The sequence below is a fragment of the Dyadobacter sp. CY326 genome (genome assembly GCF_021390515.1).
In the GTDB taxonomy this organism is placed as follows: domain Bacteria; phylum Bacteroidota; class Bacteroidia; order Cytophagales; family Spirosomataceae; genus Dyadobacter.
This window is the reverse complement of record NZ_JAJUXI010000009.1, coordinates 95,894-110,398: the sequence shown is the minus strand read 5'-3', so window position 1 is coordinate 110,398 and position 14,505 is coordinate 95,894. Positions and strand designations below refer to the sequence as shown.

Below are 14,505 nucleotides of genomic sequence, written 5' to 3'. Positions count from 1 at the left end.
AAAGGCATTATTCAATAAAACTTCATCCCTTTATTCATTTCAGCCCGTTTCTTTTTTTGATAATCTATAATTTTAGCAAAAAATATAGACTAACGCCTACTGGCCATTTTATTTAGATCAAAAAACCCTGTTATTATAAGTTTATGCACCACTTCTATCGTTATTGGTCTGGCTTACTGATTGCTTTTCTGTTCCTTAACACACTCACATTGTGCGCACAAGCCGTTCCGGAATGGCAGGACCCGCAGATTTTCAGCATTAACACCGAAAAACCTCGCGCCGATTTCCTTCCCTTTCCCGACGAAAAAAGCGCATTGTCATTAGATAAAAAAACGCCTTCCGTGCGCTCTCTAAACGGAACCTGGAAATTCAAATGGGCTTCTCACCCCTCCAAGGCAATCCCCAATTTCTTCGATCCGAACATGCAGGATGCCAATTGGGACAACATTCCCGTGCCGTCCAACTGGCAGGTTGTGGGTGCAAGAGAAGGTCGCAAATATGACAAACCGATTGTCCCCGACGTCAAATATCCATTCAAAGCAACGCCGCCAAAGATAACCGCCGACACCAATGCGGTCGGCATGTATCGGACCACATTCACGCTTTCCGATGATGTCAAAGACAAGGAAATATTCTTGCAATTCGCTGGCGTTCAGTCTGCTTGCTATGTGTGGCTCAATGGCGTTGCGCTTGGTTATCACGAAGATGGCATGACGCCTTTTGAATTTGACATTACCGAAGATGTGAAGCAGGGACTGAACCATTTGGCTGTACAAGTGATCAACTGGTCGGACGGAAGTTATTTGGAAGATCAGACTTACTGGCGTCTATCAGGGATTTTCAGGGACGTGAATTTGCTTGTCCGCCCGAAAGTTGTGCTTGCTGATTTTTCCGTAAGAACGATTCTGGATGCCAATTATGAGCAGGCAACACTGAAACTTGGCGCTTTCGTAAAAAATTACACAACCCAGGCCATTCACGCGCATCAGGTTTTATTCACATTATATGATGCCAATAAAGCCGTGGTCGTGACACCCGTGAGTCAAGTGGTGGGAACGCTTGATCCTGCGAAAGAAGGGTCGGTGCGTGTCGACATTCCAATTCCTAATCCCGTCAAATGGACCGCGGAAACGCCTTATTTGTACACATTATCCGTCCAATTAATGAATTCGGACGGAAAAGTAATTGAAGCAACGAGCCAGCCGGTTGGTTTTCGGGACGTTAAGATCAAAGGCGGACAATTATTGGTGAATGGCAAACCGATCACCATCAAAGGCGTTAACAGGCATGAATTTGATCCCGAAACGGGGCGGGTGATCAGTCGGGAATCCATGATCAGGGACATTAAATTGATGAAGCTGCACAACATTAATGCGGTCCGGACTGCACATTACCCGAATGCTTCCGACTGGTATGACCTCTGTGATAAATATGGTTTGTATGTCATTGATGAGGCCAACGTTGAAAGTCAGGAACTTTGGAACAAGAACAATGCCCTGGCCACCATGCCGCAGTGGCGGGCTGCTTTTTTGGCAAGAGGCAATGCAATGATCGAGCGGGACAAAAACCACCCTTCGATCATTATCTGGTCTTTGGGTAATGATTCAGGAACGGGGCAAAATCTAGCAGACATGGCCGATTACATTCGCCTCGCTGATCCAACGCGACCGATCGACAAGCACCCAATCAGGCAAGGCGGTTTTGGTTTAAATTGGATGGCCCCGGCTCTAATCCTCAAAAAGCCTGATGGGACGCAATATTGGGAGCATCCTGCCGACACTGCGCGTTTAGACAATGGATTGATCAATCCCGATGGCATTCCCCAGCCAGACTTGAATGAGGTTAAAAAAGTTTATCAATATGCCAAGTTCGAAACACCCGACACGTTGCGAGCGGGTGAGAAAATGATCAGCATTCAAAATAACTATGACTTTTTACCATTGAATATCTTTGATTTGGTTTGGACAATTCAGGAAAATGGTAAGATCATTGGCAAGCCTGCCGTCATCAGCAACCTCAATGCAGCCGCAAAGCAAAAGCAGCAGGTCACCATTCCGTTCGAACTTCCCGCCTCACAAAAACCGAACGCACAATATTTTCTAAACCTGAGCCTTCGCCTCAAAGAAGCGACGACCTGGGCGCCGAAAGGCCATGAGGTTGCGTGGCATCAGGTGGCGATCGTAAAGCCAGGGCAGCCTGTTCCCAATCTCAGTCTTTACAATGAAAAGCCGCTTCGGATTGCGCAGATAAGCTCGGGCCGCGTGGCGGTAAACGGGTCAGATTTTGCAGTGACTTTTGATAAAAATGAGGGCATGATTTCTTTTAAAAACAAAAAGGAAGAAATGCTGCAAGTGGGACCTTATGCCAACTTCTGGCGCGTCCCGACGAATAACGATGAAGGCGGCGGCGCGAAAAGCTTTGCCTCATTTTGGCGGGAAGCGGGACTCGACACATTGGAAGTTGCGGGTTCAGAAATCAAAACGCAACGACTGACTTCAACCGTTTACCGCGTGACCATTGCCAAAACGCTGAAAAGCAAGACCGGCGAAATGGCCGTCATCACGGAATACGTTGTTTACGCAACAGGTGATATTTACGTAAAAAACACATTTACGCCGACGGGCACATGGCCCGCATTGGCAAAGGTCGGCACACAGTTTCGGATGCCTGCCACTTTCAACAAAACGCAGTGGCATGGAAACGGCCCGCACGAAACTTATGTTGACCGAAAAACAAGCGGCAAAGTCGGCATTTATAGCGGCACCGTTGCCGAGCAGCATTTCGCTTACATTACACCACAGGAAAACGGAAATAAAACCAATGTCCGCTGGGCTTCGGTGACCAATCAGGAAGGAATCGGGTTACTCGCTATCAGTGACTCACTTTTCAACTTTAACGTACATGACTATACGGATAAGCAGCTTTCGGCCGCAAAGAAACGTGGCGCTACGCTTGCACGAGGCTCCGAAACAGTCGTGAACATTGACCTTGCGCAGATGGGATTGGGTGGTTATGACAGCTTGTCGCCGCGAATGCATGAGCCTTATTTACTTCCTGCCAAAACTTACAGCTATGCTTTTAGGTTAAGGCCGATTGACAACACGTCGAATATTGAGCAGATTGCAGCTTATAAGCTTCCATATTCAGGCCAGGAACCGGGTTCAAACGTTACGACGAGCGTTGTTAATGACATTGCGGCTGTTGCGGAAGAGGAATTGGCGGAAGAGGAAGTTGTTGAGCCAGTGAAGAAGGCAGTCAGAAAGCCTGCTGTTCGTAAAGCGCCTGTGAGGAAAAAAAGTGCTTCGAGAAAAAAATCCTCGCGGCGGAGAAGAAGAAGGTAAGACTTTCCAGGTTTTCAAACCTGGAAAGTCTCTTTTTAACTAATAAGCTCTATCTCGGAGCAAGCACATATTGCGCTTTGACGCTGATGACTTGCGCTATTTTCACGAAGACAACCTGTGGAACTTCAATTTTATGATCTGTAAGCGGCACTTCGAAATCGGAGTTGATCGTGATTTTGCCTCCCGCAATGTTCATTTTACCTTTTATTGTCCGCTCTTTCGTAACGCCGTGCACGGTAAACTTTCCGGTTGCTGACACGTCATATTCGCCATCCTTCGTGTAATCCGGCGGATTAGTGACTTTTCCGCTGAATGTTGCGGTCGGATATTTGCTGGATTCAATGTAGTTTTCGTTGAAATGTTCCTGCATTAGCTTATTTGGAAAAACAAACTCCCGCATGTTCATCCGAATCGCCAGCTCGCTGTTCGCCGTGTTCAGAATCGCCTGGCATTTCTTATTTTCAGCATTCACATTTTCCAATGGCGTCTCCGAAGAAAACTTGGTATTTCCGGCGGAAGTGGTAAACATTCCTTGCGCCATAAGCTTGCGAGAAGGCAATGCGGAACCGAGCAAGGTTACGAAAACCATGCATAATAGGTGCAATTTCATAGTTTTTTGAATCAGTTTGCTACTTTCTTATTCTTCTTGTCGAAGCTGAATGTGCGGGAAATGTTGAATCCGTAATGGATGTCACCCTTGCCCCATGTGCCGGTTGTTTCGCCGATAAATTGCTTTTCGATCATTCCCAGTGAGTTGGTAAAATGCAGCTGAAAAACGTGTCCTCCCGTTTCAATGTCGACGCCAAAGGACATGGAATCATAATAGGGCGCATTCACGGTGTTTTTCTCCCGCGCAGTGTAAAAATACTCACCGTTGAGCGATACACGTTTGGAAAGCTTGTATCGTCCGCCAATTCCCAATGCGAGCAGCACTTTTTCATCTCCTAACACTTCCGGTTTGTTACGGTGCAGGAATGTGGGCGACAACTGCAATGAAAGCCTTTCTCCAAACTTTCGGGCGACCAGCACTTGGGCCGTGTAATAAAGTTTGTCCTGAAATTCGAGCTCCTTATTGATCGTGGCAATCCCCATGCCGCCAAAAAGCGTCACGGACACCGGAATATTTTTTGCACCGGAGCTTTGTTTCAGCACTTTTAGTTTACCAAAAAAATCATAAACCTTTTGCGATGTGCTCCTCCCGACGCCAATCATGAAGTCGTCGGTCAAGCCATATTCAAAACCCATTCGCATTGTGGCCTGGTCGAGTCCAAAAAACTGGTAAGCCCCGGAATTCAGCCTGCCAAAGCGGTGCGAGATCCGAAAGTCGAGATGCTTCTTTTTCATCGTTTCAACCGAATGTCCGTTCACCACGCGCGTGGATTTAAAAGTCGCAGCAACAGGCACGGTTACCATGCTATCCTGCTTCGAAAGTTCGCTAAGCAGGTCGTCCTGGGCATAGAGAACCGTTGTTGAACAAGTCAACAAGAAAATTAGGCGGAGTAATTTCATTGTTTTTTGGGCAGATTAAGCCGTAACTGTTAATGTATTTCCATCAGTGGAGAGCGAAGTTTTGTAGGCTCTCAGCGCGCTGGTGGCTGGGCCCTTTTCAACTGCTCCGGAAAGTGCGAATTCTGATTGGTGAGTCGGGCATTGAATGTCATTTTGCGCTTTTCTGTAACCAACAGGGCTTCCCTCGTGTGTACAGGTTTTGGACAAAGCCACATATTGATTTGCAGTTGAAAAAGCAACCAATACATCGCCAAAAATGATCGACTCACCTGCTGTTTTCAGCTTTTTAGTTGCATCATTAGTAAGGTCAACGGTGAAATTGATTGCATTGCCCGTCGTGGTTCCGGTTACACCATTAGTGCTTCCGCCTCCTGGGTTTGGCTCGGGATCGTCATCGCTCGAACCGCAGGCAGTCATGGTTGTTCCGAGGCAATAGAAAGCCATGAGTGTGGAAGTGCTCAGTCCCAGGCTTCTCAAAAATTCGCCGCGCTTCATTTTGTCTGCTTTAACGTTCTCCATTTTGAATATAAATTAGTAGTTATAATTCAGTAAGCGGCATTATTTGAAGGCGGGTGTATAGCGCAACGATATCCACATTCCCACAGTCGTGAGGTTCACTTTTCCGTAACCGACTCCTTTCACCGGGATACGGATGTAAGGCTCGGCAACGAGGGATAATTTTTGAGTAATGCTGCGTTCATAGCCGACAGACGCATTGATGTGGCTCAGCAGAAACCAGCCTGTTTTGCCTTTCCATCCTTCTTTTTGGTAATGAACGTATTTGGCATAGTGATATTTATATTGCTCTTTCTGAGCATAATACGAAGAAACTCCGGCTCCTACGAACAGCTTGGATTGTTCTCTTTGCATTACATTAAAGCGCAATCCCAGCGGAATTTCCAGCATGGTGCATTGACCATCAACCGCGTACGGCGTGTTAATTTTCGTAACGTAATCGTACAATTTGTATTCGTTTGCATTGGCAGAATACTCCTTCACACTCCGCACCACACCAGTTTGCAGATAGATTCTAGGCGACAATCCATATTCAACCAATAACGAAAATGCTGCTCCCGGTCTGGTGAAATTTTTAAATCCAACGGTCGACAAATCTGGTGAATATCCTAACCGCACGGCCCATTTGGCATAATCCTCAACCGGTTTTTCAGGCTTCACTGATTCTGGTTCAACTTCCGGAGCATCATATGCGACAACCGGACTTTCAGGTTGGTTTTTCCAATTCAATGGCCTGCTGGAAAGCAACCCCGCTGAAATCAGCATTCGCGTCTCGGCCTCAGCTGTATGCTCTTTCTGCTGCAAACGTTGCTCTGAATTTTGCGCCAAAGTCTGCTCTGAAAAAGGCTTAACATCAGACGCGACAGCCGGTTGATCACGCACCTGGCCAGAATTATTGGAAAATGCCCCGTCGCCTCCCTCCTGCTTTGAGCGGTTAGGCTCTAAGTACACTCCGCCTGTCTTAGACTGGCTCCGGGGCAATATTTTCCTGCGTTGGTAATCGGTAATGTTGTTATTGCTAGAAACAGGGGAAGCCGCTGGCTCCTGGGCTTGCCCTTCTTCGCCAGAAACAGGGGGAGCCGCTGGCTTCTGCACTTTCTCCTCTTTGCTAGAGACAGGTGAAGTCGCTGGCTCCTGGACTTGCTCTTCTTTGCTAGAAACAGGGGGAGCCGCTGGCTCCTGCGATTGTAAGCCCTTTATTGCTGCTACGTTCTGCTTTGTTTTTTCATTTTGTGAAACAGTTCTTTTGGTCATATAATAAGCCGCAAAGCCGATCGGGATTAGCAGCGCTAGTGCACCCAACGACCACCATTTTCTTAACCATCCGCCCGCGGTCTTTCCGTCGTGCCGGTCGAGCCGCTTTTTTAAACTATTCCAATCCTCCGGATCAAATTGTGGATCAAGCTCTTCTGATGACTTTCTGAAGAGCTTATCCAGTTCGTCATCTGGTAACTCTATCATAATCGCCAATATTTATTTTGGATAACATTTCTCTTAATTTTTCTCTTGCACGCGACAAATTCGACTTTGACGCCCCTACCGAAATATTCAGCTGGTCTGCAATTTCTTCGTGTGTATAGCCGTCTATGACCGATAAACTAAAAACAAGCCGATAGGCGGGCGTTAACTTTTGAATCAACTCCAAAAGCTCCTCATGGGCGAGCTTGCTGATCACCGTTTCATCAACGGTTACATGATCCGCAACTTCCACATCGTCAAACACATCCCGGCGAACTTCCTGCCTGTAATGATCCAGTGCTGTGTTAATCATAATTCTACTCAACCAGGTTTTAAATGAACGGCTTGTATCAAAACTGTCTAGTTTTGTAAAAACCTTATAAAAGCCATCGTTGAGTATTTCTTTCGCCTCTTCCCTGCTGCGTGTATAGCGTAAACATATACTCATAGCATAGCCGTAAAACTGTTTATACAACAGCTCCTGACTGCGGCGGTTTTTCTGTAAACAGCCGTCGAGTAGTTCAATAAGAACTGCGGAGGTATACTCGGGCATGCTATTCGCTATTTTATCACTTATACGCCGGAATCAAATTCACGGTTGCTTACAAGTTTGCAAGTTTTTTAGAATTTTTTACAACCCATTGAAAATGTTACATTTAAGCGCTCCTGATAATGTGAAATTTTCCTCTGCCTGGAGCCACTGTGCATTTATTCTTGACAATCATTTAAATTGCGGACATTACGCAATGTGCTTTACCTGACGCGTCAGGAAATTGATTATGATCGAAGATTCACCCCGCCAAAATATTGCCAGCACCCGGTTTTTAGAACTGGACGCATTGCGCGGGCTCGCTGCAATCATGGTGGTTGTGTTCCACTTTACCATCAATTCCAACAGCACATTGCTCGGCTGGGAATTCCGGTTTGGTGTAACAGGTGTTGATATCTTCTTCATGATCAGCGGATTCGTCATTTTCATGACCATTTCAAGGGTTAGGCATTGGCCCGACTTCCTGGTTTCACGCTTTGCCCGATTGTATCCCGCTTTTTGGTGCTGCATGCTGCTGACGGCGCTTGTCATGTTCTATTTTGAGCCGCATTTGCTCAGCGTTTCAAGGCTTCTTGCCAATGTCACAATGGCGTCCATTTTTTTTGGTGAAGAATACATGGACCAGTCTTATTGGACGCTGCTGGTCGAGCTGGTATTTTACTTTTGGATTTTTATCCTGCTCATCACTAAGAATACCAAAAACATCGTCGCGGCAGGCCTTTTCCTTACATTAGCAATTCTTGCATTCCACACGTTTTCAGGTCATTATATCAAATTCTACGAGCTGGCAACCAGGAAAATCGAGTTATTGAATCACTTTCCGCTTTTTTTCTCGGGCATCCTTTTCTATTTGATCAGAGACGGCAAAAATGTTTTCAGAAACTCAGCATTGATCCTTTTCAGCCTTTTTGCTGCTTGTTATTTGCATTATTACGGAGGCCGGTCGCAATATCACGTGACGCCAATGGAACATTATGCTGTTCTGGCGTTTTATCACATTGTTTTTGCGCTTGCAATTTTTGGCAAACTCGCATTCCTCAACAAATCCGCATTGCTTTTTTTTGGCAAAATTTCCTATTGTCTTTATCTAATCCATCAATATGTCGGCATGCGGCTTTTAGCAATTTTGACGGACACCTTGCACTTAAACATTTATCCTGCGCTGCTCATAACCATTGCTTTTGTTGTCATCATTGCCTTTTTGGTCAATAAACTGATCGAAGCTCCCGCTAATAAGCTCATCCGCAATGCTTACAAAAAGCGGTCGGTGAAAGCGCAGAATTCTTCTTCCAAGGAAGTTGCAGTGCAATAGTTTCCCTATCTTACTTACTTTTGCAGCCTCACCGCGCATATTTGAATATTATTCTCAAAATATGTGTTACCATATGCACTATATCAAATTTTAATGGCCGACAGTGACACAAATCCCGAACAGACATCGCCTTTTGCGGTGAGAAAAATAAGCTGGCAGGGGCTTAAAACGACGCTTGATCTTCTAAAATATCTCCGGCCTTACCGGGTCAGCTTTTTCATAGGGCTCATATTTCTTGCACTTTCCACCGCCACATCGCTTGCATTTCCCAAATTAGTCGGGAGCATTATCGAGGTTATCGAAGGCAAATCGCCCTATACGATCAATCAGATCACCCTATTCCTGTTTCTCGTCTTGATTTGCCAGGCCGTGTTTTCCTATTTCAGGGTTTATCTTTTTACAAAAGTCAGCGAGCTGGCGATGACCAACATTCGGTCAGATGTTTTTACCAAAATCATCACATTGCCCATTTCATTTCTGGAACAACGCCGCGTGGGTGAGCTGACGAGCAGGATTACATCCGACGTTTCTCAGCTGCAAGGATTGCTTTCCTTCACATTAGCAGAGGTTTTCAGACAAGTTGCGACTTTGATCGTGGGTGTTTCCATACTTTTTTACACTTCATGGAAACTTACCCTTTTCATGCTGGCCACATTTCCCGTTCTGGTTATCGCTTCTGTATTTTTCGGTCGCCATCAACGCCGACTTTCTAAAAAAGTGCAGGATCAGCTCGCTGCGGCCAATGTGGTTGTGGAAGAGACTTTGCAGTCTGTTAATGTGGTCAAAGCATTCACCAATGAGCCGCTGGAAGTGAATCGTTATCAGGCGATATTGAAAAAAGTGGTGGACCTTTCACTTTATGCAGCAGCATTCCGCGGTGGTTTTGTTTCGTTTGTCATTTTCGCACTTTTTGGCGGGATCGTCGGCGTGATCTGGTATGGCGCGGGATTGGTTCAGGCGGGCGAATTTGGGCTTTCTGATCTTTTTACATTCATTCTTTACACGACATTTATTGGCGCTTCCATTAGCGGGATGGGCGATTTGTATGCGCAGATAAACCGCGTTATTGGCGCTTCGGAAAGGATTTTCGAAATATTGGAAGAAACTCCGGAGCTTGATCTTGAAACGGCCAGAAATGTTTCTGCCAGTCCAATCGAAGGAAATATCGTCTATCAGGACGTTCATTTTTCTTATCCTTCCCGCCCCGACCTCCCGGTGTTGAAGGGCATTTCATTTCAAATCCGTGCCGGTGAGAAAATCGCTTTGGTTGGTTATAGTGGAGCCGGTAAGTCGACGATTATCCAGTTGCTTATGCGCTTTTACGATCACCAGACGGGCAACATTCTCATTGACGGCAAACCGCTGACTGCATTCGGCTTAACGGAACTTCGGAAAAACATTGCTATTGTGCCGCAGGAAGTGATGCTTTTTGGCGGGACTATTTATGAAAACATTTCTTACGGCAGGCCGGATGCTTCGCGGGAAGATATTTACGACGCCGCAAAACGCGCCCACGCGCTGGAATTCATCGAAACTTTTCCAGAAAAATTCGAAACCGTCGTCGGCGAACGGGGCATCAAGCTCTCCGGAGGACAGCGCCAGCGCATTGCCATCGCCCGCGCAATTTTAAAAGATCCTAAGATTTTGATCCTGGACGAAGCAACGAGCTCATTGGATGCCGAATCAGAAAAACTGGTGCAGATTGCCCTGGATGAACTGATGAAAAACCGCACGACAATCGTCATAGCGCACCGTTTGGCAACAATCCGGAAGGTGGATATGATCTATGTAATCCGCGAGGGCCGCATTGCAGAATCGGGCACGCACCAGCAATTAACGGTTATGGACAATGGTTTGTACGCAAATCTGATCAAATTGCAGTTTGAAACCGCAGACAGCAATTGATGGAAAACAGCAGCATAACCCACAAATCCCCACAAGCATTTTTTGAATCCGAAAAAAACAAAGCTGGCATTGCAGAAGCCGATGCCTTGAAAAACTTCAATCAGCTGGCCATTGCGAGGTTGTTCGTTTTTTTCTCGATAATCTTCTTTCTATGGCTTTGGAATAACCAAAATCAGCCGCTTTGGGGATTAGTCGCATTCGGTTCGCTGTTTATTTTCTTGATTTCCATGCGTCGCCAGCAAGCGGCGCGCAAGTTGCGCGAGTTCCAGCGAAACCTGGGCATTATCAACACCGACGAGCTCAACAGACTGTCATTCCGCTTCACCAGATCAGATTCAGGATTGCAGTTTCAGGAAAAAGAACACGCATTTGGCAGCGATCTGGACATATTTGGCGATTATTCGCTTTACAAGCTCCTGAACCGGACGCGCACTGCGGAAGGAAGCCGACGACTTGCGAACTGGCTGAAAAACCACGCAGATGTCAAAGAAATCAAGCTTCGCCAGGAAGCGGCCGCCGAGTTTGGCAAGCATCCTGAATTGATACAGTCATTGGAAGCGACAGCATTGCTGCACGAACATGCTGCGGAGCATCTGGGTGATTTCAGGAGCTGGTCTACGGAATTCATGGATAAAAAACTGGCCTCGCTTTTGCCCTTTCGCTGGTTTAGTGTCATTACAGTCGTCGTTGCCATCCTTTATTTGGCGTCTGTTTTGCCAGCTTTCACCTTGTTATTGTGCATTGCAGTGAATGCCGTGCTGATCGCGCGGTTTAAGGCCTACGTTGAATCCGTTACCAACCGGACAGCCGAGTTAGGGAAAACATTGGTTTCCTATGGCGAAATTCTGGAAGTGGCGCAATCCTTTCCTTATCAGTCGCAATGGTGGCTCGATCGCAAAGTTCGCATTGCGGATTCTTCCAACGCGTTGAAGCAAGTTGGGACACTTTTTGCGAGACTGGATTATCGAAATAATATCTTTTTCTCACTCTTTGTAGGCATTCCAACGCTGTGGGACATTCATTGTCTTGCAGGACTGGAAAGCTGGAAACAAACTTATCACGACAAATTAGCGGATTGGCTGGAAGTCCTTGCGGATGCGGAAGCAATGAACAGCCTGGGCGGACACGCGTTTGCGAATCCTGCATACATTGCTCCTAATGTTGTTGATTCCCCTGAATTTCAAATAAATACAACTGAAATGGGCCATCCGCTCATTCCATTGGATCGCCGCATCAGTAACGATTTTCAAGTTTCCGGAACGGGTCATACGATATTGGTGACGGGCTCCAATATGTCGGGGAAAAGCACATTCTTGCGCACCATTGGGCTTAATTTTGTGCTTGCGCAAATGGGCGCTGTGGTGAGTGCCAAAAGCTTTGTATGTTCGCCAGTGCGCGTTTTCAGCAGCATGCGGACGCAAGATTCTCTCGAAGAAAGCACTTCGTCTTTTTATGCGGAGTTAAAAAGGTTGAAAAGACTGCTGCAATTGGCTGACGAAAATGACTCCGCACCTGTATTCTATTTATTGGATGAAATTTTAAAGGGAACGAATTCCTCCGACCGCCATCGCGGCGCCGAAGCATTGATCCGGCAATTACATTCAAAAAAGGCATCAGGACTGGTTTCCACGCATGATTTGGAGCTCGGAGAATGGGGCGCGACAGAAAATTATGTCCATAATTTCCATTTCAGGTCTGATGTTGAAAATGGGCAATTGCTGTTTGATTACAGGCTGCACAATGGCATTTGCAAAAGTTTCAATGCGTCGGAATTGATGCGTATGATGGGTATCGACATTGAGAAATAATGTTCTGCCGGGTTTTGCGTAACTTTACAGGGCACAATTACGTTTCTTAATTCTGATAGTGGATTAAGGATTTTAATAATTAGATTTAGTTCTTTAATTAATAACAAATAACGATCACTGAAACCTGAATGGAAGTATTAATAATGGCAGGACAGCTCATTCTGGGCTTATCAATCTTGGTAGGTTTGCACGAATGGGGGCATATGTTTGCTGCGAAAATGTTTGGGATGCGAGTTGAAAAATACTTCATTGGTTTTCCTCCGAAGATATTCAGCTTTCAAAAAGGAGAAACGGAATACGGCATTGGCGCCATCCCGCTGGGCGGTTTCGTCAAAATATCGGGCATGATTGACGAGTCTATGGATACGGAGGCAATGAATAAGGAGCCTCAACCTTACGAATTTCGTTCAAAACCAGCGTGGCAACGTTTAGTGGTAATGTTAGGAGGAATTATCGTCAATGTGATTGTCGGCATTTTCATTTTTATCGTAATTGCTTATAATCAGGGAGACAAATATCTTTCCAGCACGGAAGTTAACAAATACGGAATCGTAGCGGGAGATCTTGCCAAGGAAATCGGTCTGCAAACGGGCGATAAAATTGTAAGGGTCAATGGCAAGCCTTTCACCAATTTTGACGAGTTGGGAAGCTCGGAGGTTTTGTTGGGAAGCAACAGCTCTTACACGGTTAACCGCGCAGGTAAGGAAGTTGAGATCGATATTCCAAATAATTTTATTGAGAAATTGTCTGATCCTGAGGAGAAAAGAAGCTTTATTCGTCCATTGGAGCCATTCAAGATCGGAGAAGTTGTTGCAGCATCGCCCGCTCAGAAAGCAGGTTTGCAAACCGGCGACAAGGTTGTTTCGATCAATGGTCAGCCAGTTCAGTTTTTCCACGAATTGCAGGCTCAGCTGCAAAGTTTAAAAGGCAAGAAAGCGGCGATTGTAGTGCAGCGCGGAGCAGAGAACAAAACGCTCGACGCAACCGTGGATGAAGACGGAACATTGGGTTTTTATCCAGAAAGTCTGCTGAATTACACGGCCATTGAATATACATTGCCACAAGCCGTTGCGGTTGGGACAGGCGATGCGTTTAATGTTGTTTACAATAATATCAAAGGTTTTGGTAAAATATTCAGAGGCGAAGTTTCTGCTTCCAAGGCACTTAGCGGACCAATTGGCATTGCCCGTATGTTCGGCGGCGTTTGGGATTGGAGCCGTTTCTGGTATTTGACAGGCCTGCTTTCCATGGTGCTGGCATTCATGAATGCATTGCCCATTCCGGCATTGGACGGTGGCCACGCGGTGATTCTTTCTTATGAGATCATTTCAGGCCGCAAGCCTTCCGATAAGTTCCTTGAAAATGCTCAGAAAGTCGGCATGGTGCTTTTACTTGGCCTGATGGCTTTTGCGATATTTAATGATGTTTGGAAAGCTGTTTTTTAAAATATTTTTGAGTAAAAAGAAGGAAAGCAGAAAGGGCCTGGCGCTCTTTCCTTTCCTTCTTTTTTGCTTGTTGACCTTGTCGTCTTCCGTTCACGATTACCATGTGAGCGTTACGCAGATGCAATATAATCCTGCTATCAGGACATTCGAGGTAAGCATTCGCATGTTCACCGATGATTTGGAAAAAGGATTAACACAAGGAAATGACAAACAGCGCGTTGTGATAAAAAACGACGACAAAAATGATCCATTGGTCGAGCGATATGTTCTCAAATCGTTTGTGTTGATGGACAGTCAGAAAAAGCCGGTCGCGATCAAGTATGTGGGGAAAGAGCAAGAGGAGGATGCAACCTGGGTTTATCTTGAAATTCCATTTCAGGGCCCGCTGAATGGGTATAAATTACAAAACAGCACACTTATGGAAGTTTTTGATGATCAGGTTAATATGACGAACATCAAAAACGCGTCCGAAAAACGCACATTCCTGTTTAAAAAGGGACAAACTGTACATATTCTTTAACCGAAAAGCGGTTATCAAAAAGCCTGACAGAACCGTTGTTGGCATGGCTATTTTGATTAATGTTCCCTTTCTTTTGAAAGTCATTATTTATATATTGGGAAAAGATTATCTGTCAATTTGACAGAACGCCTATGAAATTTG

11 protein-coding genes are annotated in these 14,505 nt (G+C 45.8%); 6 read left to right on the top strand and 5 right to left on the bottom strand.

The genetic code is table 11. From position 1 onward, the window contains the following. Positions 1–143: 143 nt before the first annotated feature. Positions 144–3,341, top strand: a complete 3,198-nt coding sequence (locus LZG73_RS18605) for a glycoside hydrolase family 2 TIM barrel-domain containing protein (protein ID WP_233853379.1) — start codon at positions 144–146, stop codon at positions 3,339–3,341. 49 nt (positions 3,342–3,390) lie between these two features. On the opposite strand, the gene LZG73_RS18600 is transcribed toward LZG73_RS18605, so the two are convergent. Genes LZG73_RS18600 through LZG73_RS18580 form a run of 5 tightly spaced genes read right to left on the bottom strand, consistent with a single transcriptional unit; the run spans position 3,391 to position 7,377 of the window. Further along, on the bottom strand, positions 3,391–3,951 hold the full coding sequence (locus tag LZG73_RS18600) for a YceI family protein (protein ID WP_233853377.1): 561 nt from the start codon (positions 3,949–3,951) through the stop codon (positions 3,391–3,393). A gap of 11 nt (positions 3,952–3,962) precedes the next feature. Beyond that, a complete protein-coding gene (locus LZG73_RS18595; protein WP_233853376.1) occupies positions 3,963–4,850 on the bottom strand; it encodes a DUF5777 family beta-barrel protein in 888 nt (295 codons plus the stop codon). A 15-nt stretch (positions 4,851–4,865) separates the two neighbouring features. Further along, a complete protein-coding gene (locus tag LZG73_RS18590) occupies positions 4,866–5,369 on the bottom strand; it encodes a ubiquinol-cytochrome c reductase iron-sulfur subunit (protein WP_233853375.1) in 504 nt (167 codons plus the stop codon). Positions 5,370–5,408: 39 nt separating this feature from the next. After that, positions 5,409–6,827, bottom strand: a complete 1,419-nt coding sequence (locus LZG73_RS18585; RefSeq protein ID WP_233853374.1) for a hypothetical protein — start codon at positions 6,825–6,827, stop codon at positions 5,409–5,411. After that, on the bottom strand, positions 6,808–7,377 hold the full coding sequence (locus LZG73_RS18580; RefSeq protein WP_233853373.1) for an RNA polymerase sigma factor: 570 nt from the start codon (positions 7,375–7,377) through the stop codon (positions 6,808–6,810). Before LZG73_RS18580 ends, LZG73_RS18585 begins: the two co-directional genes overlap by 20 nt. Positions 7,378–7,603: 226 nt before the next feature. Between LZG73_RS18580 and LZG73_RS18575 the strand changes: the two genes are divergently transcribed. The 5 genes from LZG73_RS18575 to LZG73_RS18555 all read left to right on the top strand — a co-directional run bounded on the left by LZG73_RS18575 (position 7,604) and on the right by LZG73_RS18555 (position 14,364). Beyond that, complete coding sequence (locus LZG73_RS18575) at positions 7,604–8,686, top strand: acyltransferase (RefSeq protein ID WP_233853372.1); 1,083 nt, start codon at positions 7,604–7,606, stop codon at positions 8,684–8,686. Positions 8,687–8,779: 93 nt separating this feature from the next. After that, positions 8,780–10,591, top strand: coding sequence for an ABC transporter ATP-binding protein (locus tag LZG73_RS18570; RefSeq protein WP_233853370.1), 1,812 nt, complete (start codon positions 8,780–8,782; stop codon positions 10,589–10,591). Next, on the top strand, positions 10,591–12,399 hold the full coding sequence (locus tag LZG73_RS18565; protein ID WP_233853368.1) for a MutS-related protein: 1,809 nt from the start codon (positions 10,591–10,593) through the stop codon (positions 12,397–12,399). Before LZG73_RS18570 ends, LZG73_RS18565 begins: the two co-directional genes overlap by 1 nt. Before the next feature lie 128 nt (positions 12,400–12,527). Next, a complete protein-coding gene (gene rseP, locus LZG73_RS18560; protein ID WP_233853366.1) occupies positions 12,528–13,844 on the top strand; it encodes an RIP metalloprotease RseP in 1,317 nt (438 codons plus the stop codon). A 7-nt stretch (positions 13,845–13,851) separates the two neighbouring features. Next, on the top strand, positions 13,852–14,364 hold the full coding sequence (locus LZG73_RS18555) for a DUF6702 family protein (protein WP_233853363.1): 513 nt from the start codon (positions 13,852–13,854) through the stop codon (positions 14,362–14,364). Positions 14,365–14,505: the final 141 nt, after the last annotated feature.

Bases quoted from the DNA above. Each gene is read 5' to 3' on its own strand.
- LZG73_RS18600 (WP_233853377.1), bottom strand. From the start codon at position 3,951: ATGAAATTGCACCTATTATGCATGGTTTTCGTAACCTTGCTCGGTTCC.
- LZG73_RS18570 (WP_233853370.1), top strand. From the start codon at position 8,780: ATGGCCGACAGTGACACAAATCCCGAACAGACATCGCCTTTTGCGGTG.
- LZG73_RS18595 (WP_233853376.1), bottom strand. From the start codon at position 4,850: ATGAAATTACTCCGCCTAATTTTCTTGTTGACTTGTTCAACAACGGTT.
- LZG73_RS18605 (WP_233853379.1), top strand. From the start codon at position 144: ATGCACCACTTCTATCGTTATTGGTCTGGCTTACTGATTGCTTTTCTG.
- rseP (WP_233853366.1), top strand. From the start codon at position 12,528: ATGGAAGTATTAATAATGGCAGGACAGCTCATTCTGGGCTTATCAATC.
- LZG73_RS18580 (WP_233853373.1), bottom strand. From the start codon at position 7,377: ATGCCCGAGTATACCTCCGCAGTTCTTATTGAACTACTCGACGGCTGT.
- LZG73_RS18565 (WP_233853368.1), top strand. From the start codon at position 10,591: ATGGAAAACAGCAGCATAACCCACAAATCCCCACAAGCATTTTTTGAA.
- LZG73_RS18575 (WP_233853372.1), top strand. From the start codon at position 7,604: ATGATCGAAGATTCACCCCGCCAAAATATTGCCAGCACCCGGTTTTTA.
- LZG73_RS18585 (WP_233853374.1), bottom strand. From the start codon at position 6,827: ATGATAGAGTTACCAGATGACGAACTGGATAAGCTCTTCAGAAAGTCA.
- LZG73_RS18590 (WP_233853375.1), bottom strand. From the start codon at position 5,369: ATGGAGAACGTTAAAGCAGACAAAATGAAGCGCGGCGAATTTTTGAGA.